The organism is Vibrio gazogenes (assembly GCF_023920225.1).
Taxonomy (GTDB): domain Bacteria; phylum Pseudomonadota; class Gammaproteobacteria; order Enterobacterales; family Vibrionaceae; genus Vibrio; species Vibrio gazogenes.
Map to the genome: position 1 here is coordinate 248,754 of NZ_CP092588.1, position 25,252 is coordinate 274,005.

At 45.0% G+C, this 25,252-nt stretch carries 23 protein-coding genes; 14 read left to right on the forward strand and 9 right to left on the reverse strand.

The genetic code is table 11. From position 1 onward, the window contains the following. The first annotated feature begins 273 nt into the window (after nt 1-273). From MKS89_RS16715 to pstB, 4 genes are all read left to right on the forward strand, one after another. The gene (locus MKS89_RS16715) at nt 274-1,095 is read left to right on the forward strand and encodes a phosphate ABC transporter substrate-binding protein (RefSeq protein WP_072954551.1); all 822 of its coding nucleotides are present in this window, start codon (nt 274-276) and stop codon (nt 1,093-1,095) included. 89 nt (nt 1,096-1,184) lie between these two features. Continuing rightward, nucleotides 1,185-2,129, forward strand: a complete 945-nt coding sequence (gene pstC / locus MKS89_RS16720) for a phosphate ABC transporter permease subunit PstC (RefSeq protein WP_072954554.1) — start codon at nt 1,185-1,187, stop codon at nt 2,127-2,129. Nucleotides 2,130-2,132: 3 nt separating this feature from the next. Continuing rightward, on the forward strand, nt 2,133-2,996 hold the full coding sequence (gene pstA / locus MKS89_RS16725) for a phosphate ABC transporter permease PstA (protein ID WP_072954557.1): 864 nt from the start codon (nt 2,133-2,135) through the stop codon (nt 2,994-2,996). A gap of 50 nt (nt 2,997-3,046) precedes the next feature. Beyond that, the gene (pstB, locus tag MKS89_RS16730; protein WP_021021518.1) at nt 3,047-3,796 is read left to right on the forward strand and encodes a phosphate ABC transporter ATP-binding protein PstB; all 750 of its coding nucleotides are present in this window, start codon (nt 3,047-3,049) and stop codon (nt 3,794-3,796) included. A gap of 193 nt (nt 3,797-3,989) precedes the next feature. Here the strand turns inward: pstB and MKS89_RS16735 are convergent, their stop codons facing one another. After that, the gene (locus MKS89_RS16735; protein WP_072954559.1) at nt 3,990-5,369 is read right to left on the reverse strand and encodes a YjiH family protein; all 1,380 of its coding nucleotides are present in this window, start codon (nt 5,367-5,369) and stop codon (nt 3,990-3,992) included. Nucleotides 5,370-5,897: 528 nt separating this feature from the next. Here MKS89_RS16735 and MKS89_RS16740 point away from each other — a divergent pair. Both MKS89_RS16740 and shyA read left to right on the forward strand, forming a co-directional pair. Beyond that, nucleotides 5,898-6,197 carry an isoamylase early set domain-containing protein gene (locus MKS89_RS16740; RefSeq protein WP_072954562.1) on the forward strand — a complete coding sequence of 100 codons (300 nt, stop codon included), beginning with the start codon at nt 5,898-5,900 and terminating at the stop codon, nt 6,195-6,197. A gap of 183 nt (nt 6,198-6,380) precedes the next feature. Continuing rightward, nucleotides 6,381-7,697 carry a peptidoglycan DD-endopeptidase ShyA gene (gene shyA / locus MKS89_RS16745; RefSeq protein ID WP_493186805.1) on the forward strand — a complete coding sequence of 439 codons (1,317 nt, stop codon included), beginning with the start codon at nt 6,381-6,383 and terminating at the stop codon, nt 7,695-7,697. Nucleotides 7,698-7,782: 85 nt separating this feature from the next. Here the strand turns inward: shyA and MKS89_RS16750 are convergent, their stop codons facing one another. After that, nucleotides 7,783-9,621 carry a putative bifunctional diguanylate cyclase/phosphodiesterase gene (locus tag MKS89_RS16750; protein WP_072954564.1) on the reverse strand — a complete coding sequence of 613 codons (1,839 nt, stop codon included), beginning with the start codon at nt 9,619-9,621 and terminating at the stop codon, nt 7,783-7,785. A 223-nt stretch (nt 9,622-9,844) separates the two neighbouring features. On the opposite strand from MKS89_RS16750, the gene MKS89_RS16755 reads away from it, so the two are divergent. Next, on the forward strand, nt 9,845-10,195 hold the full coding sequence (locus MKS89_RS16755) for a hypothetical protein (protein WP_072954566.1): 351 nt from the start codon (nt 9,845-9,847) through the stop codon (nt 10,193-10,195). A 392-nt stretch (nt 10,196-10,587) separates the two neighbouring features. On the opposite strand, the gene MKS89_RS16760 is transcribed toward MKS89_RS16755, so the two are convergent. Further along, entirely contained in the window at nt 10,588-11,541 is a 954-nt protein-coding gene (locus MKS89_RS16760) for a porin (protein WP_072954569.1), read from the reverse strand. Nucleotides 11,542-11,871: 330 nt separating this feature from the next. Between MKS89_RS16760 and MKS89_RS16765 the strand changes: the two genes are divergently transcribed. Beyond that, nucleotides 11,872-12,462: an acyl carrier protein phosphodiesterase gene (locus MKS89_RS16765; RefSeq protein ID WP_072955091.1), complete on the forward strand. Its 591-nt coding sequence runs from the start codon at nt 11,872-11,874 to the stop codon at nt 12,460-12,462. Between the two features lie 40 nt (nt 12,463-12,502). On the opposite strand, the gene MKS89_RS16770 is transcribed toward MKS89_RS16765, so the two are convergent. Further along, a complete protein-coding gene (locus MKS89_RS16770) occupies nt 12,503-13,729 on the reverse strand; it encodes a multidrug effflux MFS transporter (protein ID WP_072954572.1) in 1,227 nt (408 codons plus the stop codon). Nucleotides 13,730-13,832: 103 nt separating this feature from the next. Between MKS89_RS16770 and MKS89_RS16775 the strand changes: the two genes are divergently transcribed. Then, entirely contained in the window at nt 13,833-14,732 is a 900-nt protein-coding gene (locus MKS89_RS16775; protein ID WP_072954574.1) for a LysR family transcriptional regulator, read from the forward strand. Between the two features lie 55 nt (nt 14,733-14,787). Here the strand turns inward: MKS89_RS16775 and MKS89_RS16780 are convergent, their stop codons facing one another. Continuing rightward, entirely contained in the window at nt 14,788-15,783 is a 996-nt protein-coding gene (locus MKS89_RS16780; RefSeq protein WP_072954576.1) for an aldo/keto reductase, read from the reverse strand. A gap of 211 nt (nt 15,784-15,994) precedes the next feature. Here MKS89_RS16780 and MKS89_RS16785 point away from each other — a divergent pair, with 211 nt between their 5' ends. Further along, a complete protein-coding gene (locus tag MKS89_RS16785; RefSeq protein ID WP_072954579.1) occupies nt 15,995-16,930 on the forward strand; it encodes a LysR substrate-binding domain-containing protein in 936 nt (311 codons plus the stop codon). A 22-nt stretch (nt 16,931-16,952) separates the two neighbouring features. On the opposite strand, the gene MKS89_RS16790 is transcribed toward MKS89_RS16785, so the two are convergent. Continuing rightward, a complete protein-coding gene (locus MKS89_RS16790; protein ID WP_072954582.1) occupies nt 16,953-17,498 on the reverse strand; it encodes a GNAT family N-acetyltransferase in 546 nt (181 codons plus the stop codon). Nucleotides 17,499-17,874: 376 nt separating this feature from the next. Here MKS89_RS16790 and MKS89_RS16795 point away from each other — a divergent pair, with 376 nt between their 5' ends. From MKS89_RS16795 to MKS89_RS16805, 3 genes are all read left to right on the forward strand, one after another. Then, nucleotides 17,875-18,933 (forward strand): DUF3103 family protein, encoded by a 1,059-nt coding sequence (locus MKS89_RS16795; protein WP_072954585.1) that lies wholly within the window; start codon nt 17,875-17,877, stop codon nt 18,931-18,933. A gap of 485 nt (nt 18,934-19,418) precedes the next feature. Further along, nucleotides 19,419-20,165 carry an AzlC family ABC transporter permease gene (locus tag MKS89_RS16800; RefSeq protein WP_072954587.1) on the forward strand — a complete coding sequence of 249 codons (747 nt, stop codon included), beginning with the start codon at nt 19,419-19,421 and terminating at the stop codon, nt 20,163-20,165. A 1-nt stretch (nt 20,166) separates the two neighbouring features. Next, entirely contained in the window at nt 20,167-20,487 is a 321-nt protein-coding gene (locus tag MKS89_RS16805) for an AzlD domain-containing protein (protein WP_021021500.1), read from the forward strand. Nucleotides 20,488-20,495: 8 nt separating this feature from the next. Here MKS89_RS16805 and MKS89_RS16810 read toward each other — a convergent pair whose 3' ends face one another. The 3 genes from MKS89_RS16810 to MKS89_RS16820 form a co-directional block, all read right to left on the reverse strand. Next, entirely contained in the window at nt 20,496-21,110 is a 615-nt protein-coding gene (locus MKS89_RS16810) for a fumarylacetoacetate hydrolase family protein (RefSeq protein WP_072954589.1), read from the reverse strand. 143 nt (nt 21,111-21,253) lie between these two features. Beyond that, nucleotides 21,254-22,702: a sodium:proton antiporter NhaD gene (nhaD, locus tag MKS89_RS16815; RefSeq protein WP_072954591.1), complete on the reverse strand. Its 1,449-nt coding sequence runs from the start codon at nt 22,700-22,702 to the stop codon at nt 21,254-21,256. Nucleotides 22,703-22,848: 146 nt separating this feature from the next. Further along, nucleotides 22,849-23,436 carry a LysE family translocator gene (locus MKS89_RS16820; protein ID WP_072954593.1) on the reverse strand — a complete coding sequence of 196 codons (588 nt, stop codon included), beginning with the start codon at nt 23,434-23,436 and terminating at the stop codon, nt 22,849-22,851. A 406-nt stretch (nt 23,437-23,842) separates the two neighbouring features. Here MKS89_RS16820 and MKS89_RS16825 point away from each other — a divergent pair, with 406 nt between their 5' ends. Beyond that, on the forward strand, nt 23,843-25,225 hold the full coding sequence (locus tag MKS89_RS16825; protein WP_072954597.1) for a PTS transporter subunit EIIC: 1,383 nt from the start codon (nt 23,843-23,845) through the stop codon (nt 25,223-25,225). Nucleotides 25,226-25,252: the final 27 nt, after the last annotated feature.

Sequence of the window (25,252 nt, forward strand, 5' to 3'; positions counted from 1 at the left end):
TCTCAATAATTCAACGTCAAATATGACGTGTTACAGAAGTTATTAATATATTGAATAATTAGGGATTATTGATGTAATGGTTTACAGCTTTGACTTATATAAGTTTTCAGTTGATAACGTTGGAACACGATTGGAAGCGTTGTCACATAAATAATTTCATCATTTGTCATACATGCTTCAACTGATTGAAACACAATTGTCATATTTCCGTCCTAAAGTGACTTTCGTTGAAACAAAACACAAACGGCAATCAAGCCACTTAAGGATATAGTGATGAAAAAAACAGTTATCGGTGCAGTTGCTCTTATCAGTGCATTATCAGTGAACGTTGCTTCAGCGAAGGAAACGATCTCAGCAGTGGGCTCTAGTAGTGTGACACCATTGATGGAAGTATTTGGTGAGACTTATATGAAAAGTCACTCAAATGTTTTTATTGAGGTTCAAGGCCCAGGTTCTTCTGCAGGTATCAAAGCTGCAAAAAATGGTAGTGCAGATATCGGTATGTCTTCTCGTAATCTGAAAGCTTCTGAAAAAGAACCAACATTGATTGAAGAAGTAATTGCTCGTGACGGTATCGCAGTTGTAGTAAACCCAAAAAACCATCTGAAAGGTCTGACTTCTGAGCAGGTTTCTGCAATTTACCGTGGTGAAATCACCAACTGGAAAGATGTTGGCGGTAACAATAAGCCAATCGTAGCAATCACACGTGATACAGCATCTGGTACGCGTGGTGCATTCGAAGAAATCATGGAATTGAAGAAAAAGATTGGCGGTAAGAAAGTTTCTGCTATCTCTCAACGTGCGCAAGTTGCAAATGGTAACGGTGGTCTGAAAACCATGGTTGCATCAAACCCATATGCGATTGGTTACATTTCTTTAGGTTCGGTTGACTCAACAGTTCATCCACTGGCTATTGATGGTGTGGCTGCGAATGTTACGAACGTGAAAAACGGTTCTTACAAAGTAGCGCGTCCGTTCCTTGTGCTTTATCGCGAAGGCAAACCTTCTGCTGCAACCAAGAAATTCCTGAACTGGATGCTGACGAAAGATGCTCAGAAAATCGTAGACCAGAGAGGCTACATTTCTATCCACTAAGTTTGACCCTTATTTGATATATTGCTCAGCCAGCATTGGCTGAGCCTTTTCTATTCACGCGGATTTGTCCGATAAGTGAGAAGAAGATTATGACCATCGCAACAACAAATAGTGACAAGTTTATGAACGATAGCTCCGCTCAAAGCTCTGTTTCTTCACCCCGTAAACTACGGGTTGGAAAGCGCATTGATTGGAAAGAGAGAATCTTCCACGGCCTATTTCTGACCAGTGCGACCATCGGTATCGTTTCACTTTTTATCATTGCTTATTTTATCGTTAAGGAAAGTATTCCTGCATTTGAAGAAGCCGGTGTTCTGGGGATTGTCCTCGGAGAAGACTGGTTACCCCCCGCTTTGTATGGCGTCGCGACGATGATCGTGGCATCGGTCGTTTCGACCTTCGGTGCGGTCATAATTGGGGTACCGATCGGGATATTAACCGCGATCTTTATTGCTGAAATTGCACCGAAACGTCTGGCGAATATTATTCGCCCCGCTGTTGAACTGTTGGCGGGGATTCCTTCAGTCGTTTATGGCTTCTTCGGATTAATCATTATTGTCCCTCTGATTCAACAGATATTTGATGTCCCTGCCGGTAACACGATTCTGGCGGGTATGATTGTTCTGGGCGTGATGATTCTGCCAACGGTTATCACGGTTTCTGAAACATCAATTCGTGCCGTGCCTGCCGCCTATCGAGAAGGCTCTCTGGCGCTCGGCGCATCCAATATCTTCACGATTTTTAAACTGCTTGTTCCGGCTGCCCGCTCAGGGATTATGACCGCGGTTATTTTGGGGATTGGGCGTGCTTTGGGTGAAACCATGGCCATTATTATGGTGATGGGGAATGCCCCTGCAATGCCTCAGGGAATCTTGGATTCAGCCCGGACATTGACCGCGAATATCGCCATTGAGATGTCCTATGCCAGTGGTATCCACGCCAATGCATTGTATGCGACAGGTGTGGTGTTGCTGGTCTTTATCATGATGCTCAATGCAGTCTTGTTATACCTGAACAGAGAAAAGGCGAAATAAGTTATGAATCGCGTAAAACTAAAGCAGTCCCGAGTTGTGAAAGATAACATCCTCAGAGCGTTTATCTGGTTATCTGCCGCGTTTACGGTCGGGTTCTTATTCTGGATTATCTGGTATATTCTTTCCAATGGTCTTCAGCATGTCGATTGGAATTTCATCACCGACAATTATACCCGTACCGGTGACGAGCATGGGATCTTCCCGATGATTGTTGCCACCCTGTATATGGTCATCGCGTCGATTGCCGTCGCGGCACCGATGGGGATCATGACCGCAATTTATTTGACGGAATATGCCAAAGTTGGCAGCCGACTGGTGAAAGTAATTCGATTCTGTACGGAGTCGCTTGCCGGGATCCCGTCAATTATTTTCGGTCTGTTCGGTATGACGTTCTTTGTCGCCATTCTCGGATTCGGATTTTCAATCCTGTCGGGCGCGCTTACCCTGAGTATTTTGATCTTGCCGGTGATTATTCGTACCACCGAAGAAGCTCTCATGGCGGTTCCGCAAACTTATCGCGAAGGGTCATATGGGTTAGGCGCATCGAAAATCTATACGATTTGGCGTTTGATTTTACCCAGTGCTATCCCGGGGATTCTGGCATCTGTCATTCTCAGTATCGGCCGAGTGATTGGTGAGTCTGCACCGGTGTTCCTCACCGCCGGTATGGTTGCACGAATTCCTGATTCGCTGTTTGACTCAGGGCGGACACTGACCGTCCATCTGTATAAGTTGACCACCGAACTATTTTCTGTGGAAGAGTGGAATCAGGCTTACGGCACGGCAACGGTTCTGATTGTGGTGGTATTGCTGATTAACATGGTGACGAAGCTGATTGCTAAGCGATTCAATACGGCAACTTATTAAAATAGCAAGCTTGGTTACAGGTCATAAAGAATTACTTGAGATAGAAGACGATGAATAAATTTGCAATTGAAAATTTAGATTTATATTACGGGGACAATCAAGCTTTAAAAGCGATTAACCTCCCGATCCCACAGCGTCAGGTCACGGCACTGATTGGTCCGTCCGGGTGTGGTAAGTCAACACTCCTACGTTGCCTGAACCGCATGAATGACCTGATCGAAGGGGTGAAAATTACCGGTAAGCTGACGATGGATGGCGAAGATATCTACGGTAATATTGATGTCTCTGACTTGCGTATTAAAGTCGGCATGGTATTTCAAAAACCGAATCCTTTCCCGATGAGCATTTATGAAAACGTGGCTTACGGACTTCGTGCGCAAGGGATTCGCGATAAAAAACATATTGATGAAGTGGTCGAACGTTCACTACGGAGCGCGGCTTTGTGGGATGAAGTGAAAGATCGTCTCAAATCTCACGCGTTTGGTCTGTCAGGCGGGCAACAGCAGCGATTGTGTATTGCACGGACTATCGCGATGGAACCGGATGTGATTCTGATGGATGAACCGACTTCCGCATTGGATCCGATCGCAACGCATAAAATCGAAGAATTGATGGAAGAGCTGAAGAAAAACTATACCATCGTCATTGTGACCCACTCCATGCAACAGGCTCGTCGTATCTCTGACCGGACGGCATTTTTCCTGATGGGAGAACTGGTTGAGCATAACGATACTCAGGTGATTTTCAGCGAACCGCAAGATGACCGGACCCGTGGTTACGTTAATGGTGATTTTGGTTAAGGCTAGACGCCGTAGCTGACCGTGCTATCTGAAAGACACGATATAAACATAGACAGGATTCCCGCTGACAGTTGTCGGTGCGAATGATTTAGTTCATACGATAGAAAAGTTCATATGATAGAAAAGATTCATATAATAATAAGCGATGGTAAATTTTGCCCCTTCATTGAAGGGGCTTTTTTATGCCAGCTTGCTAAAATATCAGATGAGCAATACCGGTGATGACCGGTAGCGTGATCAGGGTACGCAAAATGAAGATGATAAACAGCTCGACAATATTGACCGGAATACGACTACCCAGTAGCAAAGCGCCGACTTCTGACATATAGATGAGCTGTGTGACTGACATGGCGGCGATAATAAAACGGGTCATCTCATTATCAATGCCTGAAGCCAGAATGGCCGGAATAAACATATCGGCAAAACCGACCATGATGGTTTCTGATGCCTGTACTGCTTCAGGGACACCGAGCCATTGTAAAAATGGAATGAAAGGTTGACCTAACATCGCAAACACTGAGGTATGCTCTGCGATAATCAGGGCGAGCGTCCCTAATCCCATCACCACCGGTAATACGCCAAACACCATATCTGCGGCATTGCGGAGCCCTTCTGCTACGATGGCGCGACCTGATTTTACCTGCTGTGCCCGTTGGATTGCTAATTTCATGCCCCAAGACAATGAATGATGTCCGTCCGGAATCGCATCCGCGGCACGATCAGGCTCACTGCCATCAACATACCGATCTTTTTTCAGGCTCAAGGGCGGAATTCTCGGCAACACAATGGCCGCGGCAAGGCCTGCAAGACATATCGTGCCGTAGAATGGTAAGAAAAGGTGTTCGAGCTTGACCTGTGCGATCACCACCAGACTAAAGGTAATCGATACCGCGGAGAAGGTTGTACCGACAACCGCCGCTTCCCGTTGGGTATAAAATTTCTCTTCGTACTGTTTGCTGGTCAGTAAAATCCCGACACTGCCATCTCCCAACCAAGATGCCATACAGTCGATGGCACTGCGTCCCGGTAAGTTGAAAATTGGTCGCATCACTTTACTCAGGAGAGTACCGAATAATTCAAGTAAGCCAAAATTGAGTAATAAAGGCAGGAGTAACCCGGCAAAAATGAACACAGAAAATAGTGTTGGCAGCAGACCTTCCAATACCATACCGCCGGTATTCTCTTCCCAAATCATCGCTGGCCCCCAGTGATATAAACTGGAGAGTGCTGCAATCCCCCCGATGATCCGGACAACCAGCCACAGCAGTGAAGGGGACAAGAGTTGATCTAAAAAGGGTTGCCGACGGATGACTGCGGGCTGATAGCAGCGGTAAAGCAGCGAGGCTCCTGAGATGCCGACAATGATCAGCGTAATCAGCGTCACAATGTATTCGTCGAGGAAGTCGCGCAGCGTCGCGGCAAGAATCGCCACGGGAATCGTTAAATCGCCCTGATAACGTAGTGGGGCCATGAACAGGAAAATACCTGCTAATGATGGGAGCAGAAAGAGCCAGAAATCTCTTCCGAATTCTGAAGGCTGAGCAACGTCAACCGCTTTTGTATTGTCTTGCATTGTTATTCTCAGATATGTCAGTGTCTATGCATGGTGGACACACTCATTCTGAGGTGTGCCCTCTCTGCCTGGCACTGGCAAATATTCAAAAAGTAAGTCATCTGTTCCGGCTCAAATGTTTGAGATAGCCCAGATGATAAGGCGCGAAGAATATCTGTTTTCAGATGTTGTAGCAACACTATTCATCTATAGTATCTATTTATTCACTATTTTTGTGCTGCAAATGATGATTAAGTTAGAGAATTGTATCTTGGTGTTGCGTCAGGGTTACGTTGGGAACTCAAGATGATATGCGCAGATGAAACAGTAAATTTGCGGTTCATAAAATCAGTATCTTATATACTCGGTATGACTGTGTGTTTGTTTGATATTTCATCTATGATTGTAGATGTGTGTGATATTTCTTATGATAGATTGGTCTGGTTGTTTTTTGCTCACATGTAAGGACGGTACTCATTTTCGTCAGCAAATGATCGCGACCAGACTGAAACAAAGATAACAGGCCATATGATTAAACGGAGTTTGCAGATGATTAGTAAGCGTTTTTTTAAAACCAAAGAAGAAGTAGAAGTCACTTTTGAACTGGATGTTCCAGAGACGGCATCCAATGTCGCGATTGTAGCGGAGTTTCTGAATTGGAAACCTGAGCCGATGAAGAGAATCGCCAAATCTTCAACATACAAATACAAAGTGCGTCTCCCGAAATGTCAGGAATACCAGTTTCGCTATCTGTTAGGGGAAGGCCAATGGATCAATGATCCCCATGCTGATAAATATATCCCCAATGCCTTTGGCGGAGAGAATAGTTTAGTTTCTACATATTCATAACATGCGATTATTAATCATAAGTGAATCGATGTTGTAATGAATAATATTCGTGTGATTCACATACCGGGTGTCGAAAAAGGGTACGGTGGTACCCTTTCAACGATGCTTTGACTTTACTCTGATGCTGGTTACGTCATAAAATCCTATGCTGGACGTCTTTGATCGATTTTGCAAGGTGGGGTTGTGGTTAAGTTAATCGTTGAACGAGTGATGTCGTTGTCCAGACGACAACGTGTTTTCATCCTAGGATTACCTTTATTGGTTGTGGTTTCTTTTTATACGTTACTGAACGATCACGCCACTCGCCATAGCCTTGATGTCAGTATTTCTTCAGAGCAACAGCTTGTCGATTCACTGGTTGCCGAACAAGCACAAACTCCCGCTGAAAGCCTGCCTGATTACGAATATGTGATTCGTTCCGGAGATAACCTCAGTAGCATTTTTGAACAACTTGGATTCGGCTATCGTGATTTGTTGAAAATCATGGAAACGGATTTGAACTATTTGGCGCTCGATACGCTTCAACCCGGCGATACTCTGAGATTCTGGCGCACGAAGGACGGCAATGATTTAGCGAAAATGGCGTTGCAATTTAGCTTAGTCAAACAGGTTGTTTATACACGTTTGGATGATGGCAGCTATGAGTATAAAGAGATCAACATTCCCGGGACTTGGAAACAGTTCCCACTGATCGGGGATATTCAAGGATCGTTTTCACAGTCTGCCTATCGACTAGGGCTCAATAGTAATGAAATTGAGCAGATGGTCAGATTACTGAAAGATAAAGTGAACTTCACAAAAGACTTACGTGCTGGCGATCAGCTTGAGATTGTTCAATCGAAGCAGTTTGTCGGGGATAAACTGACGGGCAACAGTGAAATTCAGGCAATCAAAATATTTACCCGTGGCACGGTTGTTTCTGCATATCTGCATACTGACGGACAGTATTATGATCAGGATGGTCATAGTCTGCAAAAGGCATTTCGTCGCTACCCGACCAGTCGTCATTGGCGGATGAGTTCGCCATTTAATCCTTTCCGCCGCCATCCGGTGACGGGGCGAATCATGCCACATAATGGCACTGACTTCGCGACACCAGTCGGAACCCCCGTATTGTCTACCGGTGACGGAACGGTGATTATTGTCCGTAAGCACCCATATGCCGGGAATTATATCGTGATTCGTCATGACAGCACTTACATGACGCGTTATCTGCATCTGAGTAAAATTCTGGTTCATCGAGGACAAAAAGTCTCTCGGGGGCAAAAAATTGCATTATCCGGTCAGTCGGGAAGAGTTACTGGTGCGCATCTGCACTATGAGTTGATTGTAAAAGGGCGTCCGGTTGATGCGATGAAAGCCAAAATTCCGATGGCAACCTCGGTTGCCAAGAAAGAGATGAAGCAGTTTATTGCGCACCGCAACAAAATGAATCAATTGCTTGAACGGCAAGAGTTAGATCTTGCTGCGCGCACAGAAGACAACACCGAACAGAGTTAGATGTATTGGCGCTGAACCCGATGGATGTTTAGCGCTCGATTTTTTGTACTCAATTTATTTTTAGTGCTATCCGTTTGATGCTTTATCAGTTGGATTCCTTCTGCCCGAGTAATTGGTGAATAACCATTTCGGGCTGTAGCGGTGCGGAAAACAGATAGCCTTGAATTTGAGTACAACCCATCTCATATAACCGCGCCAATGATTGTTCCTCTTCAACCCCTTCCGCAACCAAATCCACACCCAATTGATTGGCAAGTTGAATGATTAAACTAACGACTTTCTCGGATGTATCATTGCATAACATATTTTTGATGAATGATGCATCGATCTTGATGCAATCGATCGGATAATTATGGATATAATTCAGGCTAGAGTAACCCGTACCGAAGTCATCCAGAGCAACTTTAAAGCCGGCATCCCGTAGGTTGCTGAGAATATTTCGGGTGACTTGCCGTTGGGATAACAGGGCTGTCTCCGTGATTTCAATGGTGAACTCTCCCGGATAAAAACCATAATGCGTGATCCGTTCTTTCAGCGTCTGAATATAATCGTGCTGTTGGTTTAATTCATAGGCTGAACAGTTAATACTCAGCCGGATTTTCTGGCCCAACGATTGCTCAATTTGTTGCTTGGCAAGACAGGCAAGTTCAATCACACGATAACCGAATTCGATAATCAGGCCAGACTGTTCTGCTGCTGCGATAAACTCGGTCGGAGAGACGTCACCAAGCACCGGACTCTGCCAACGGCAGAGCACTTCAAAGTAGTTCCAGTTGAGTTGATGCTGTCTGACGATCGGTTGCAGTACAGCATAGAGTTCCTGAGGCTCGTCGAGATCTTTGCTCAGTGCGTCTCTGAGTGCATCAATTACTTGATTTTTCCGGTGGTATTCCTCACTCAGATGGGTGTCGTAACAACAAATGTCGGGTTGACAGAGTTTCTTGCTATTTTTGAGTGCCAGACTGGCATTGAGCAGTAATTGATCCGCATTGTTCGATTCTTCCTTATGTCTGGCAATGCCGATACTTGCCGAGATTCTGATGTGATGTGCAACATCTTGATATCCGGCACGAATCCGGGTGAGAATTTCTTGGCAGACCATGTCGGGTTGTGGATCAAAGGTGATGAAAGCAAATTCATCTCCGGCAATTCGAAAGGTCAATTGCTCGTCTTGGACACAGGCTGAAATAGCGTGCGCAACAAATCTCAAAACCTGATCCCCAATATAATTGCCATAGAGATCGTTAATGTATTTGAAGTCGTTGATATCTAACATCCCCAAAGAAAAACTAAACTGGCTTTGGGATGCCGACACGAGCCTTTCCAATGTGTCGGCAAGAAAACTACGGTTCATCAGGTTGGTCAGGTCATCATGGGACACTTCATAATTCAGGCGGTTGAGTAACACATCCGTTCGGTTGGTTTGATGTTGATAACGGCGATATTGCATCACGACCTGAGAGACCAGACGATGCCACTGTATGAGCATGGCAGGTTCGGTAATCGGTGACTGTGTTAATGAAATAAACAGATAAATCCGATCACCGGATGCCGTATGATTCACTAGGGTTCCCAGATAGCCTTCGATCTGATGGTTTACCAGATAAGTAGCATGAGGGTAGCGCTGGTGAACCTGATCCGGGATGAGGTAATACTGGTGTGGCTGATGTTCAAGTTGATACGTAATTAGCGTATCCAGATGCGCACCGATATCTTCATCAAACCGTTCCGTTGAAGATGCGGCGAGCAAACGTCTCTGTTGTTTGACCTTATCAATCTCAAATAGCAAAGCGGCATTCGAATCCGTTGCTTGATGCAGCATATCGGTTGATTTCTGATAGAGAGAACAGTCGATAATCGAAATCAGTTCAGAGATCGATTGCAAATCCACTTCGCTGAACGAAAGTGGTCCTCTTATATTCATACTAAAGCCTACTGACATTGTGATTATATTTTTACCTTATAACTTTGGGCGAAGAGTGACGCTTTTTCCAGTTTTTGGCTCGCCCCGAGCCCATTGTCTGAGGTCTTGGATGGGATTCGTCTTGAGAATAAATGAATTTGTGAGAGTATACGCGGGTTACCCGATGATGTGTTTTCAGCATGGGGATGATTTGAACGCCAGCCAAACAGAGACGGACATATAAATGTTACAGCATGATTTTGAACAGATAGTAAAGCAAGCCTGTCAGACCGGGAGCTTACCGCTCGCTCTTGCCTATTTGAAGCAGGTTGACGAAACCGAAATTGCTTCAGCGGCTGAAGCGTTAAGCGGGCAGTTTATGATTGCAGAGATTGAGGGTGAGCAACGTATTTATCATGTGACCACCCAAGAAGATGAATCGGGCACGCCTGAAGAGTTTGCAGAATACGTGATGACCGAAGGAGATGATGTGATTCGTTTTGTGGCTTGGTTTTTCGATACACAATTCAGTATCAAAGGCAAAGAAACTTATCAGGCAGCCGGAAAAACGTATACGCAGCCAAAGCGTAAATGACAGGATGTACGTTGGCGTTTTCAGATGAGCCGACGGTGACATCTTTTTTCAAATAGCTTTTAAAAATAGCCGCTAAAAAAAAGCCTCCCTGATTAAAGGGAGGCGAAGAACATGAAGTGACCAGTGATTCTGCCATATCACTGTGAAAGAAGCACAAACGCTGCCTGCATTTGCCACTGAATAGATTGCAGAGTTTGTGCCAGTTCATTAATTTGTTTTGAATCAGTTAGTTATTTATCTTGTGGTTATGATGGACTTTGATGCGTGCGTTACAATGGGGCAAGGTTGTGATGAAGTGGTGCAGTAAGTATCATGTCAGTACTGCCTGAACATCAAAAGGTCAGGCATTTCTGCCTGACCAATCGTGGATTATTTGGTTCTATAGATTTGAATTAGAAGTCGTAACGAATACCCGCCTGAAGTTGATCGTCAGTATTCTTCAGCTGTTCAAATTTGTAGCCGGTGTAAACACGTAGATGACCATTGAATTTATGCTCAACTTCCAGTGCAAGATGATCGACCGTATCTTTGTTATCCACTTCCTGAAAGTTGTAGACAGCGATCAGTGACGTTTTGCCAAACTTGTATTTCGCACCCAGTTCATAGTCATCCGCATCAACTTCTTTGCCGCTTGAAACCGCTGTCCCGGTTCCGTATAGGGCGCCAAGCGTTAAGGTATCCAGCTTGAATTGTCCGCCGATATTGAACTGGTCTTCAGAGTTCGAACCATTGTCCTGAGTCACATAGCCAAGACCAACGGTCAGACTGTCAGTGAAGCCATACACAGCAGAGAGACCGAAGCTGTCATTGTCCTTCTTGTCTGAAGCAATGTAGTTCGCCTGAATGCTCAGAGCATCGAATTGACCGGAATAGACAAAGTTGTTGTCACGCTTATCTTTATTACCACCGATGAGGTCAGCGGCTTCTTCATCAAATGTGTTCATCAGGTCAGTAAAGTTGGTCACCTGTACCTGCGCTGAATCTTGTTTACCATAGGAAAACTCACCAATGCTTGTGCCCATACCAGCATAGAAATAACGGTTGGTCAGGTTGTCACCATCGCCGTCTCCTTTACTGTCGCTGTTATTGAGTTCTGCTTCATATTTACCAAAGCCGTACAAATCATCGGATAGAGCCGTTTTTCCGACTAAGTTCACTCGCGCCCGAGACTTGTCTTTAAAGTTGCTTTTTGTTGCAGACTCATTTTCATCGGAAAGATTGAAACGGGCTTCAGCACGTCCCCCCACTTTTAGGGTGGTGCCTTTGCTATCATAGACTGTGGCAGCCATAGAGGAGCCGGATACCAATACTGTGAGAATGGCTGTGGTCAGAACTGCTTTTTTCATCTTGTTTACCTTATTCCATTGTGATTGAGCTTCTGTGCTCTTTTTTGTAATGACTGGAGTAAGTTAGAGGGCAAAGATGAATATTAGATTGCAGAACTCTTACTATTACATGTTGTTTTTATTTGATTTTTTTATAATTTTTATGAAAATAAGCGTATTAATGCGTATTGTTTTTGAATGTGTATTTTTAATACATATTTGAAATGAATGAATTGGGGTTGTTCAATTAAGTTTCAACAAGCGCTGATAAGAATAATCGGTGTGACGGTGCTAGTGAATCATCCCGTTTTGTGGTTTGATGAAATATCCTCAATCACGGTGGTAAAAATTATGAATTTTTTAGCGCACCTACACCTTGCCCAACACTGTCAGTCCAGTTTGTTGGGCAATCTGCTGGGCGATTTCGTTAAAGGTGATCCGCAGGGGCGTTACCCAGAGCCCATCGTCAAGGGGATTCGTTTACACCGCTTTGTCGATGCCTATACCGACCAACATCCCGTGGTACAGGCGTTGAAGTCCTATTTCCCCGGAGAGAGCCGTCGCTTTGCACCCATCGGGCTCGATTTATTCTGGGACCACTGCCTGGCCCGTCGCTGGCATGATTTACATCACCACCCGCTAGCGGTGTTCTGCCAGGATGCTCAAGGGCAAATTGAGCAAGAGTTGACGTTTCCGGCACCCGAACCCTTCATACAAGTTCACCGACGGATGTGGCAAGGACGCTGGCTGGAATCTTATGCTGAATTCGACAATATAGAAGTTGCTTTACAGCGGATGTCGCACCGTTCACCGCGGATGCAGTCGCTCACCAGTTGTATTCCACCGCTGAAGACACATTATCAACATTTATCTGAGAGCTTCGCTCAGCTCTATCCACAAGTCCTAGATGCGGTCAGTGTCGCGTTTTCAGAGATGGAATAATTTTGGATGAAGGGCTCGAAGCATCGTATTTGTTCGAGCCTTAGACCGTCGCTTCTCTGGCTGCTTGTCTTTTGCGAATTTTTTCCGAGAGCATGATAAAAATCAGACAAAATCCCCCCATGCAGAGAACAACCGTCGCCAGATAGATAGTATTGTTATCGGGTAAACGGGCAAAATAGGTTGATGTTAAGCTGACAAGCATCATTTGCAAGCTACTGTAGAGCGCGCTCATTCTGCCACCGGATGTTGCCGGGAATAGTTGTAGTGCTGAAGCAATGGTATTACTGAATATCAGCGCCTGACCGAATGTTGCAACCATGAACGGGATAATCAATACATAGATATTCTGGTATCCATTCAGATTGGCAAAGAACATGACTGCTCCAGCGGTGAGGATAAATATACTCCCGATCATACATGAAAAGTAAATGCCATGTTCAAGGACCATCTTACGGTTCATGGATGCTGCCAAATAATAGGGAACCCCGATAAGAACAGCGAGATATCCATATTCATCCGGAGAAAAGTTGAAATTTTCCTGAACTAAAAATGGCGTCATGACGTTGTAGGAAATCACAATGCAATAGGCAAAAAAGCCACCGAGTACGTTGATCATAAATTGATGGTTGGATATTGCATGAAGATAATCCTTCAGTGTTATTTTGAATAAATTATCCTGCGGTTTTTCTGGCGTTGCCGTTTTGGTTTCCGGAAGATAGAAAAGGCAAAGTATAATGATGAATAAATCAAACAGAGCCAGAAAAATAAAAACGGAGGTCCAGTGGAAGGTCTTGGTCAGCAGACCGCCAATCACGGGGCTTAATCCGAAGCCAAGCGCAAATCCCATCGACAGATAGGATGAAGCACTTGCCAGTTCTTTGCCGGAGAAAACATCTCTGACAATAGAGCGTCCACTCGTCAGTAATCCACCACATCCCAACCCTTCCAGAATTCGGCATAAGATGAATACTTCAAAAGTTGAACTGAATATATTGCCGATAAATCCCACCAATGCCAGTAGTAAGGCTGTCAATAAAACGGGTTTCCTTCCTACACGGTCAGAAATTGGGCCGAAAAACATAGGAGATATACCAAAACCGATGATGAAGCATGTGACGGTTAATTTGGTTTGGAATTCATCAATCACCAGACCGCGACTGATTTCAGGCAACGCTGGCAGATATAACGCAATCGATGCCTGACCCAAAATTGTGATGATCAGGATGAGTTTTTTGATGTGTAATTGCTGGGGGCGGGCGTGGTGCATTTTGAATCCCTGTTTTGAACGGTATGATGGGGGATTGTATTCAAATGTCATCGGATTAATATAAAGATTCTTGCAATACAGCTTTGCGTAAGGTGCAAATTCAGTGAATCATTATCCGAGTTCTGAGCAGCTTTTTTTATTTGCGACGGTTGTTGATCAAGGCAGTTTCTCGAAAGCGGCTGCGCATGTTGGTGTGCATGTCTCAACGGTCACCAGACAGATTGATCAACTGGAACAGTTAATTAAAGCGAAGTTATTGATCCGTTCAAGCCGTTTTTTAGGGTTAACGGAAGCAGGGCGGTATCTGTATGACAAGTCTAAACCGCTGTTAAAGGATATATCGGATACGGTTGAGACGATTCGTACTATCGAACAGTCAACGTCCGGCGTTATCCGCATGAGCTGTCTACCGACATTTGGCAAAATGATTGTGATTCCTTTTCTTGCCCAGTGTCACCAACAAGATATGGGCATTCATGTTCATCTGAATCTCACAGAAAGGCTGGTGGATCCCATTGTGGAACGTCTTGATTTAGCCATCAGAGTTGGGGAGCAGCCGAATAGTAATCTGTATCCGAAAAAAATTGGGGTGCAAACATGGCATATCTGTGCCAGTCCTGCTTTATTGTCACAATATAGTGCTGAGCAGATAGGCCAGTTCAACCATTTGCCGCTCATTGATAAATGCGCGGAGTACAACTCGCTTTGTTGGAAAGGACTGGAGAAATCAAATGTTATCGCCACCAGATGTGATGATTTTCATGCGCAGCTGATGCTGGCAATCGCCGGTCTTGGTGTTTGCTGCCTGCCGAATTGGGTTGTTGCTCCAGCAATTGCCTCTGGGGAGCTTGTCAAAGTGATGGATGACCCGTTTGACCGGTGTGAAGCAATTTATGCGCTCAGGCCATTTCAGAAAGCCAGTGCAAAAGTGAGTTTAGCGATGGAGGGGATTGAAACTGCGCTGACAACCCTCTCTGGGACGATGTCTGCCGACAGTCAATGAGCCTAAAATGGCTCATTGACTGGAAGAAAAAACCAACCGCCGTCATCAGATCATTTTACTGATCCGTAAAGCGGGCAAATTCAGCCGTGTATCGTTCTCCTGCAACACCGAGTTGCGTGCTGACCTCACTGAGCTGACGGACTTCATCGGCTTGTAGATGGAGACTGGCTGCGCCGATATTGTCATCTAAGTGGGCAATTCGCCGACAGCCCGGAATCGGTACAATATCGTCTCCCTGATGGAGTAACCAAGCCAGTGCGATTCTGGCCGGTGTGGTTGCCTTTTCTGTTGCGAGTTGACGGATCGCATCCACCAGACGCAGGTTGGTCGCGTAATTCTCATCACTCAATCGTGGATCGCCCCAAGCGCGAAAATCGTTTTTATCGTATGCGGAAGCGGGTTTGGTGTCACCGCTCAAAAATCCTCGCCCTAAGGGGCTGAAGGGAACTAAGCCAATGCCCAGCTCACGCAACAGTGGCAGTGTTTCGTGTTCCAGACGGCGTTCCCACAGCGAATACTCGCTTTGCAATACAGAAACCGGACATGTTTGGTGGGCTTTACGAATGGTTTCCGGTGCCGCTTCCGATAAACCGAAATAGCGAACCTTTCCCGCATCGATCAATTCAGCTACTGTTCCTGCCACGTCTTCAATCGGCACGTTGGGATCGACTCGGTGTTGATAGAGCACATCAATATAATCGGTCTGAAGCCGTTGCAAAGATGCATCGACGACTTCCCGGATATGTTCCGGGCGACTGTTGAGCCCGGGGAAAGCCCCCTCACGAATATCGAACCCAAATTTTGTCGCAACGACGAGTTCTTGCCGCTGATTTTTCAGCGATTTGAGCCATTGGCCCAATAATGTTTCATTGGTATAAGGCCCGTACATTTCAGCGGTATCGAAAAAATTGATCCCTTGTGCCAGAGCATGATTGAGTGTGGCAAAAGAGGCATTTTCATCATAACCCCCATAAGCGTGACTCATCCCCATACAACCCAATCCTAATGCTGAGACTTGTAGCCCCTGATTTCCTAAGTGACGCTTGATCATTGGTGTATCCTTATTATTGATGAACAGGGTCATTATGCACACATTGACATTGTTTATTAATACTTCAGAATATTCATTAACTATGAAGGATAAGATTGATAATCATCTGAAGTCGTGGTCAGTTAGCGTGAAGCCTGCGCCATATCCAGCACCGATGAAATTATTGGGATCAACCCTATCTGTCTAAACAGCCAGTCCAAGAGCCATATCAATGAAAAGCAGTGAATATACAGAAATGAAAGCGTTCAAAGCGGTGGCTGAACAAGGGAGTTTCTCTGCCGCAGCGAAGGTATTACGAATCACGCCGTCGGCACTGAGTCAGATTATTAAGCGTTTGGAGGACAATCTGGGCAGTCGGCTGTTTAACCGGACAACGCGTAGTGTGGTACTGACGGAAATCGGGTTGCAGTTTTATCGGCGTTTGCGGCCGGCGCTGGATGAAATCGAAGCAGCATTCAATGAAGTACAGACTCAGTCGGGCGCATTGGCTGGCACAGTGCGGTTGCATATCACCACAGCAGCGGCCGATGCGATTTTACAGCCGATTTTGGGGCAGTTTTATCGGGCATATCCCGATATCGTGTTGGATATTCTGGTCGAAGATGCACTCATTGATTTGGTTGCCGATGGTTTTGATGTCGGCATCCGGTTGTGGGAGTTCGTTGAGCAGGACATGATTGCCTACCCGATCGGGCCGGAAGTACGGATGTGTGCGGCGGCTTCTCCTCAATATCTGCAAAAATATGGCAGGCCTGAAACCCCGGCAGACTTGCGTGAGCATCAGTGTATGAACTGGCGACTCTCTGGTGACAGAGCTGTGTATCGGTGGGAGTTTTATCAGCACGGACACTGGTTTTCAATGGCTGTCGACGGGCCACTGATCACCACCAGCAGGGAGCTGGCCGTGACGGCTGCATGTGAGCATCAGGGGATTGTCTTCTGGACGGAAGATAAACTCAGACCTTGGCTGGAAAGAGGTGAGCTGTTGTCTATTCTGGATGAGTTCTGTCCGTTTTTCCCGGGCTGGCATCTGGCCTATCCGCGTCACCGACATACTTCTGGTGCTTTACAAGCCTTTATTCAGTTTATGCGTCAGGCTTATCCGTTACCTGCTGAAAACCCCATTTCTGATAAAAAAATATTGTGAAAAAACCGCCAGTCATGAGGCATCAGGTTCGGGGGAATTGAGATGGGAAAATAGCGTAAATTGCATGGCTCAGAATTCGATCCCCGATTTTTTCCTGATGGCTGATAATGCCTTCCAAAGTCATCCCCAATCGTTCACAAACGGCTCTGCTCGGTCGGTTATCTTCAGCGACTGCGATTTGAACTTTTTCGACATGAAGTGTTTCGAATGCATAAGCAATTAAAAAACGGCAGGCGCGGGTAATAATGCCATTTCCCTGATATTGCTGGCCGAGCCAGTAACCGATTTCGGCTTTTTTTAGTTCATGGTCGATCGTATTAAAACCAATATTTCCGACGAGCTCACCACGAAACTCAATCGCACAATCCAGACCATCACCATCAATATATTTATAACGTGACCCCTGAATAAAGGTTTTAAAATCGTCAGGCGTATGACAAACTCTGGGCCAGTTTAACCATTGTGAGAGGTATTGTTTATTCTCTTGTACGAGTTCAGCATATCGGAGCGCAAATGATTCGTGCAATAGGTATAAAACAATATCCTGATCTATCGTCCATTTCTGCATAAAGTAATTTATTTTCCTCCGCATCGCTTCGCGTGATATTGAGTCACGACATTATCATACTATGGTCAATTTATGTATTTGATTGATTGTGAATATATAATTATCAATAAACACTATCTCTGATCGCGCCGGTGAGTGGTTAATTAACAACGATCTGAAAATTCACCCGATACACATTAAAAGAATCGTTCATTAAACAGCAAACAAAATGCCCTGTTATTTTATCTGCGCTAAAACATTGTGATGCGCTGTCATATTTTTCTTCCGGTTGATCGTATTTTTTACAGTAAAGAAAATTCTCGTGTTATGGTTTGATATGATATATGAATGTATGAGCATATATCGTGCAATACCGTACTGGAATAATGGAGAAACTATGAAATTAAAAAATACGATAGCCGTCGCATTGTGTGCTGTAGCATCTTTTATTTCCGTAAATGCTTTTGCGGTCGATAAAGATGCAATTGCCGCTCGATTGGCATCTCAATTACATGATTCAGTGAACTTGAATCAACAAATTAAACAGATCGAACGGTCACAAACACCGATACGGGTCAATACATTTTTAGCCCCGCAAGGCATACTTTCATCTCGGTCAATCGGTGGCACCACTGAAATGTGGTTATTCCTGCCATCAGATCGGGCATTGAATGATGATATGTCCGATTTGGTGGTTGCGTATCCGCCATCCGGTGATGAAGATTCATGGACTCAAATTGTTGGCTATACACTCAGCGGTGACAAAGTGTCGCTGGCCGTCGATCAAGAGCCTGATGTCCCGGTGTTAGTGGTGGATGACAACGGTTATTACGCCATGAAAGAGAGTGTCAAAAAGCTAAATACTCTGTTACAGGAAAATGGTTTACAGGAGAAAACCGCGCAGGCACCTCGCTTGAGTACGCAAACCGAAGCAACTGGCTTTGATGCTACCAAATTAACCAAAGTGAATGTCAACAATGTCCATGAACCTTGGATTAAAGGCGCGGCCGAAATTTATGGCATTGTCTCTGGTGTTTTGACCAGCAACAAACCGCAAATTCTTGTTGTTGAAATGCCTTATCTGGACAACAAAGAGACCAATTATTATCCCAATCAAATCGTCATTAACTGGTCAGAATATGATTATCGGGTCGTTGATATGTTAATGTATGAGCATGATTCAGGAACCAATTATAAAACTTTGGTTCAGGCCTTAGTGACTGCCGTGGGGGCTGCTGGTTCTCTGGCTGGTTGGCCACCCTCATCAGCGATTGCTGAAATTACCAGTCGTGTGATTGCGGCGATGCCTGATTCAGTGTTTGTTGATGATGATGACTTCGTTGATGCGTGTTATACCCTTGAACGTGGTAAATCTTATGCTGATTTTCACTGTTCTGCGGATAATGCGGTTCTCAGTATGGCGCCGTTTTTTGTAGAATCTAACGTCATGCATTGAATCATCCAATCGCGCCCTTGGATTCCGGAGAGACTCCGGGAGATAAAACATCCGGCCTAAACCACCGGATGTTTTATTTTAAGGCTTAGTCATGGTGTTTTGATGCTTATGTACTTATGTACTTATGTACTTATGTACTTATGTACTTAGGGTCCGTCTTTGCGCGATTCATTGAAACGAGCGATTGAATCGCAATAAACAAAGCGCAATAACGTACAATCTTTTTGATTTGCTATTGGGTATGATAAGACAAAAACGCTAGGGGCTGTTGACCTTTCGTGGTTGAATTTTGTTCAATCTGAACGGGTATTGATCGCGGCGCGGGGCATGCCGCTTAGCTATCCTAAGCAAATGACCTAGTGTCAGTATAGGGAATGACACACAATCCATTTCTGAAAGTCTTCGCTGGTATTGGTTATTTGATTGATGATCATCATCGATTCTCTGTCGAGCGGATATTTGTTTAAGTGAGGAATAATAAAGTCATGACAATAATGACAGAAGCGCATCATGCTTCAGAAACACGGACAAGACTCTTTTTCCGGGGTTCGCTTGCAATGATGCCTTTAAGTGTTGCCGTATTACCCTGGGGGCTATTGGCCGGTTCTTTTGCGGTTGAATCTGGGTTAACCGTGATGGAAAGCCAGGCATTATCTGCGATTTTATTTGCGGGTTCCGCACAGCTGGTCGCCACGGGAATGCTGAAGGCCGGTGCCGGATTATTCTCACTGCTATTGACGGTCTTTTTCATTACCTCGCGTCATTTTCTCTACAGTGTCTCAATGCGTTCAAAAATCAGTCCGATGCCATTGCATTGGCGAGTGTTGCTAGGGTTTTTATTGACGGATGAACTGTTCGCCTTACTCAATCATCAGGATGATGCTCGTTTTAATCGCTGGTATGCATTCGGCGCCGGATTCAGTTTTTATCTGATCTGGAACATTGCTACGCTGGTCGGCATTATTGCCGGTCATGCGATTCCGAACCTGAATTCGTTAGGGCTTGATTTTGCGATTGCAGCCACTTTTATTGCGATTGTCGTTCCGAATATGAAAACCTTACCGGTGAAAATATCGGTACTGGCCGGGCTCGTAATGTCGGTTCTGTTGAATATGTATCAGGTGGAGGGCAGTCTGGTGATCGCCAGTTTATCCGCGATGATTGCAGGTTACGTGACCGAAACCTATATGGAGAGCAAGTCAGCGAATAGCAAGTCGGCGGGGAGCAAGTAACATGATTTTAATCCAGATTGTGATTATGGCTATGGTGGTGTTTCTGAGTCGCTATCTCTTTTTGGAACCGAAACTGCCGCTGCGTTTGGGGCCTCAGCTACACCGGTTTCTCAGCTACTCCGGCCCGGCAATTTTGACTGTGATTTGGGCGCCGATTGTGTTCATGCCAGAACAGTCATTATGGCTCGACTGGCAAAATCCTTATTTGTGGGGCGCGTTGACGGCTGGCGTAATCTCTTGGAAAACCAAAAACGTTTTACTCACCACCGTGCTGAGCATGATGGTATTTTTGGTGTTTCATCTGCTGGTATTTCCATCGTAACTGTCGGGTTACTGAGCGACCCATTCAATTTCGATTAAGATTTGATCTTCACTTTTCAGGCGGGCGAGAAAAGTATCTCCCGCTTGAACAACGCCGACACCTTTGGGGGTTCCTGTCATGACAATATCCCCATCTTCCAGCGTGGTGTAACGTTGCAGCTCCTGCAAGATTGCAGCGGGTGAATACATCATCTGGGTGACCCGACCATGCTGAATCCGGACGCAATTGATCAGTAATTCCAGATTCAGCGTCTCGATATCAATGTCTCTTAAAGCAATAAACTTACTGAAGACGGCCGAACCGCTGAATGCTTTCGCCCGCTCCCAAGGTAAGCCTTGTTTCTTGAGCTGGGATTGAAGGTTTCTTTTAGTCAGATCCAACCCGAGTCCAACGCCATGAAATCGGTTATTTTTGACCAAAAAACAGATCTCAGTTTCATAGTGAAGTGGCTCTTCATGGAAGGCATGCAACTGAGTGGTAATACTGCTGTTGGGTTTATGGAACACCACCATCTGTTCCGGAACGGCGTTATCCAATTCATGAATATGTTCGATATAATTTCTACCGACACAGACCACTTTTGAAGGGGTAATTTTCCGGTTGCCGAAGCGAATAGTGTTCATAATCCTGTCCTTGATAAAGTCTCTCGTGAAGCTCTGAATCTGACTGTCAGAGATGGTCAGAGAATAGTCTATCCGATCTGAAGCCGAATGAATATTAATATATATTCAACAGCTTACTCGTCATCATGTCCGTTTGACTGAACTCAAAATTGAGCGTGATTGAGCCATAGATGCGCCACAATACTGGCGGCATAACCTAACACAATGACGGGCGTCCATCTCAAATGGCTTAAAAAAGTATACTGCCCGTGAGATGCCCCCATCAGCGCCACGCCAGCCGCAGAACCAATCGACAACATACTGCCGCCGACACCGGCAGTCAGCGTAATGAGAAGCCAGTTACCGTCGGACATAACGGGCGCCATGGTGAGGACGGCGTACATGATCGGAATGTTATCGATAATCGCGGAGAGTGCACCCATGAATATGTTCGCCCATTGCGCTCCCCAATGCGGATAGATGGTGCCCGATATCAGGCTGAGGTAGCCCAACAGACTTAGGCCACCGACACTCATGACGATGCCGTAGAAAAACAACAAGGTATCCCATTCTGCATGTGAAATACGTTTAAAAACGTCAAAAGGTACGATTGAGCCCAATCGCTTGAGGGTGGTTTCATCATGATTGGCGAGCGCGAGCGCTTTCTGCCGTGCCAGGAAGCGAGGCAGTGATTTTTGGAGGTAGTAGCCGAAAAACTGGAGATAGGCCAACCCCATCATCATACCAACGACGGGGGGAAATTCGAATAAAGCGTGAAAACTGACAGCCGTGAGAATGGTCAGTAAGAATAATGCCACAATCCTTTTTGCACCTCGTTTGGCATCCACATGGTCTTGAACAAGGTTCGGGCGGCCTTTGGGTAAAAAGCATGACATCAGGAGTGCCGGAAGCATGTAATTGATGGCCGATGGAATGAAGAGGTTAAAAAACTGGAGAAAACTGGTCATCCCTGCCTGCCAGACCATTAATGTGGTAATGTCGCCAAACGGGCTGAATGCCCCCCCGGCATTGGCTGCAATAACAATATTAATGCAACAGAGATTGACGAAGCGCGGGTTATTTTCACTGACTTTCATGACCACCGCACACATTAACAGGGCAGTCGTCAGGTTATCTGCAACCGGAGAAATGAAAAAAGCGAGTAGACCTGTCAGCCAGAACAAAGTCGCGTAGCTGAATCCTTTACTGACCATCCATGATCGTAATGTGTCAAACAAGCGCCGTTCTTCCATAGCGTTAATGTAAGTCATTGCCACCAGAAGGAAGAGCAACAATTCTGCATATTCCAGCAGGTTTTTCTCGAAAGCCGCTTTGGCGACTTCCATTTGATCGATTTGTTGATAGGAGAAACCGATAATGGCCCAGATAATCCCGGCAGCCAGCAGAACCGGCTTCGACTTTTTCAGCTTGATGGTTTCTTCAAAAGTGACGGTGATATAGGCGATGACAAAGAGAATGACACAAGCATAACCAGCCCAAGAGTGCGTCATATCAATTGAAGAGACTGGGCTGGAATGTGTCGATGCGACACTGAGAAAGGGGAATAAACACAGGAGTAAAATCAAAAAGCGTCCGGTTGATCTTGTCGTCATCACGTTATCCTTCTGATGAAAAAGCACATTCAGTGTAGACCGCATTCATCGTGCTGACTGTGAGTCGAATCAAAATCACCCATATTCAACTATGCTCAAAGGTGAGAGAAAAAAAATGGCCCAGTCACCTGATAAGCCGCTCAGATTTATAGGACCATCGGCAGTGTGGACGCCACGAGCAGGAAAGCCATTGCATAGTTAAACCATAGGAGATGAACAGGATTACGCAGGACGTTGCTGATCTGTTTGCCAGCAAAGATCCAAGTGGTTCCGGAAGGTATATTGATGATGATAAAAATGGCAGCGGTCCAGAGCAGCCCCTGCACATTTGCAGACGGATTGTAGAGACTCACAGCGGTGAGTGCCATCGACCAGCCTTTGGGATTGACCCACTGAAACAGGGCTGCGGCATAAAACGTCATGGGCTGATAGTCGCCCGTGGCTATATGTGACTGACTGGTCGCGATCTTGATCGCTAAATAGACCAGATAGGACAGGCATAGCCATTTCAGAATAGGGTGGAGGATCGGGAAGGTATGGAAAATACCGGCAGCACCGATACCCACTAAAAATAACATGACACCGAAGCCCAAAGTGACACCCAGCATATGAGGGAGTGTCCGCATGAACCCGACATTCGCCCCTGAAGTCATGAGCATCATATTGTTTGGCCCGGGTGTAAATGTTGCGGTGAATGCAAATAGGATCAGTGCGGGGAGTTGTTCAAATAGCATGGATGATTCTCTTGTCGTTTCAGGCTGTATCATTGTGAGAAATCATAACGAGAAAGGCGGACAATTTTGTGTTTATATTGCATTAAATTCTGGTTTTAGAACAATTATTCATTTTTTTTGGCTTTTTTGTGACAACAATATTGCGATTGGTTGCTGTAAGACGACTGAAGTGAGATTGGAATGACTTTGCATCAAAACAGCGAAGGGGTGAGCAAGATGGTGATGCACCTCAAAAAATTTCACCTTCTGAGTTTCGTTTGTAATTGTTTTTGTTATATTGACAACATTATTGACATCGATAGTATTTACCAGGCGTGTTACTGATACGCAGGCAAGACCTGGATTGGGCAGTTCAAAATAAACTGTCCAATCCAGGTCTTTTTTTTTACTTTAAAAAGGATAAATAATGAATTACGAAAATATAGCAAAGTCCATTTTAGAGTGTGTGGGTGGAAAAAATAATATATCCAATGCGCTGCATTGTTCAACTCGACTCCGGTTAGAGCTTCATCATACATCAGATGCAGATTTAGAAAAAATTAAAGAAATTCCCGGTATTATGGGTGCTGTGAATAGTGGTGGTCAGTGTCAGGTGATTATTGGTAATGATGTTAGTTTTGTTTTCAATAAATTAACCACCTTGATTGATGATAATGGTAGTGAAGGCATTGCAACTGAAAAAGCGGTGAATAAAAAATTAGATTTGTCTCTGAAAGGATTGTTTGACAAATTCGCAGCGCTTGTCACCGGTATATTTCAGCCAATTATTCCTGCGATTGCTGCTTCAGGTATGCTAAAAGCATTACTTTTGCTCTCCGTTTCTATGGGTTTAACCACGAAAACAAGTCAGTTTTATTTGGTTACCAGCTTTATTGCCGATGCGGCTTTTTACTTTCTTCCGTTGCTTCTGGCTTTTTCCTGTGCTCAGAAATTTAAAACCAATCCTTTTGTTTCGGTTGCTTTAGCAGGTGTATTAGTTCATCCAAAACTCATTGCATTAATGGGATCAGGGACACCGATTGAATATATTGGCATGCATATTCCTTCAGTTTCTTATGCTTCTTCTGTGTTGCCGATTATATTCACAATTTGGTTGATGTCATATATTGAGCCGCTCGCTGATAAAGTCTCTCCCGGGGCGGTTAAAATATTTATGAAGCCGCTATTAGTCTTAGTCATTGTAGCGCCTGTTGCATTGATTATATTAGGGCCAATGGGGACTTACATGGGACAAGGCTTATCCAGTGGCGTTTTTTGGATACAAAGCAAGGTTGGTTGGTTAGCCGTTGCATTGCTATCTATTTTAATGCCATTAATTGTTATGTTTGGTATGCATAAAGTATTCTATCCGATTATATTTGCTGCAATGGCATCACCGGGCTATGAGACATTAATTCATAGTGCCATGTTATCCTCAAATATGGCTCAAGGTGCAGGTGCATTGGCTGTATGGTATCTCACTAAGGATGTACAATTAAAACAAAATGCACTGCCTTCAGGAATTTCAGCGCTATTTGGTATTACTGAACCTGCATTGTATGGTGTTCATTTAAAGTTAAAGCGCTCGTTGCTTGGTTGTATGGTCGGTGCCGGTTGTGCGGGGATCTATGCCGGTGTGGTCACACTTAAAGCATACGCACCAGTTGGCCCGGGATTGGCCTCATTACCTATGTGGATTGGTGAAGGTGATAATTTCTATCATGCACTGATTACACTTGCGATTTCTGTAATTGTTACGCCGATTGCTGTATATTTTATTGGTGTGGATAGTCCGGTAGAAAATAAATAGTGATTTATTAACACTTTGGTAAGTTGA

Excerpts from the sequence above, each read along its gene's own strand:
- MKS89_RS16825 (WP_072954597.1), top strand. The coding sequence starts at position 23,843 with ATGAATTACGAAAATATAGCAAAGTCCATTTTAGAGTGTGTGGGTGGA.
- MKS89_RS16810 (WP_072954589.1), bottom strand. The coding sequence starts at position 21,110 with ATGAACACTATTCGCTTCGGCAACCGGAAAATTACCCCTTCAAAAGTG.
- MKS89_RS16805 (WP_021021500.1), top strand. The coding sequence starts at position 20,167 with ATGATTTTAATCCAGATTGTGATTATGGCTATGGTGGTGTTTCTGAGT.
- MKS89_RS16820 (WP_072954593.1), bottom strand. The coding sequence starts at position 23,436 with ATGCTATTTGAACAACTCCCCGCACTGATCCTATTTGCATTCACCGCA.
- nhaD (WP_072954591.1), bottom strand. The coding sequence starts at position 22,702 with ATGACGACAAGATCAACCGGACGCTTTTTGATTTTACTCCTGTGTTTA.
- MKS89_RS16780 (WP_072954576.1), bottom strand. The coding sequence starts at position 15,783 with ATGATCAAGCGTCACTTAGGAAATCAGGGGCTACAAGTCTCAGCATTA.
- pstA (WP_072954557.1), top strand. The coding sequence starts at position 2,133 with ATGAATCGCGTAAAACTAAAGCAGTCCCGAGTTGTGAAAGATAACATC.
- MKS89_RS16740 (WP_072954562.1), top strand. The coding sequence starts at position 5,898 with ATGATTAGTAAGCGTTTTTTTAAAACCAAAGAAGAAGTAGAAGTCACT.
- MKS89_RS16765 (WP_072955091.1), top strand. The coding sequence starts at position 11,872 with ATGAATTTTTTAGCGCACCTACACCTTGCCCAACACTGTCAGTCCAGT.
- MKS89_RS16800 (WP_072954587.1), top strand. The coding sequence starts at position 19,419 with ATGACAATAATGACAGAAGCGCATCATGCTTCAGAAACACGGACAAGA.
- MKS89_RS16785 (WP_072954579.1), top strand. The coding sequence starts at position 15,995 with ATGAAAAGCAGTGAATATACAGAAATGAAAGCGTTCAAAGCGGTGGCT.
- MKS89_RS16755 (WP_072954566.1), top strand. The coding sequence starts at position 9,845 with ATGTTACAGCATGATTTTGAACAGATAGTAAAGCAAGCCTGTCAGACC.
- MKS89_RS16715 (WP_072954551.1), top strand. The coding sequence starts at position 274 with ATGAAAAAAACAGTTATCGGTGCAGTTGCTCTTATCAGTGCATTATCA.
- MKS89_RS16795 (WP_072954585.1), top strand. The coding sequence starts at position 17,875 with ATGAAATTAAAAAATACGATAGCCGTCGCATTGTGTGCTGTAGCATCT.
- MKS89_RS16770 (WP_072954572.1), bottom strand. The coding sequence starts at position 13,729 with ATGCACCACGCCCGCCCCCAGCAATTACACATCAAAAAACTCATCCTG.
- pstB (WP_021021518.1), top strand. The coding sequence starts at position 3,047 with ATGAATAAATTTGCAATTGAAAATTTAGATTTATATTACGGGGACAAT.
- MKS89_RS16790 (WP_072954582.1), bottom strand. The coding sequence starts at position 17,498 with ATGCAGAAATGGACGATAGATCAGGATATTGTTTTATACCTATTGCAC.
- MKS89_RS16735 (WP_072954559.1), bottom strand. The coding sequence starts at position 5,369 with ATGCAAGACAATACAAAAGCGGTTGACGTTGCTCAGCCTTCAGAATTC.
- MKS89_RS16750 (WP_072954564.1), bottom strand. The coding sequence starts at position 9,621 with ATGAATATAAGAGGACCACTTTCGTTCAGCGAAGTGGATTTGCAATCG.
- MKS89_RS16760 (WP_072954569.1), bottom strand. The coding sequence starts at position 11,541 with ATGAAAAAAGCAGTTCTGACCACAGCCATTCTCACAGTATTGGTATCC.
- pstC (WP_072954554.1), top strand. The coding sequence starts at position 1,185 with ATGACCATCGCAACAACAAATAGTGACAAGTTTATGAACGATAGCTCC.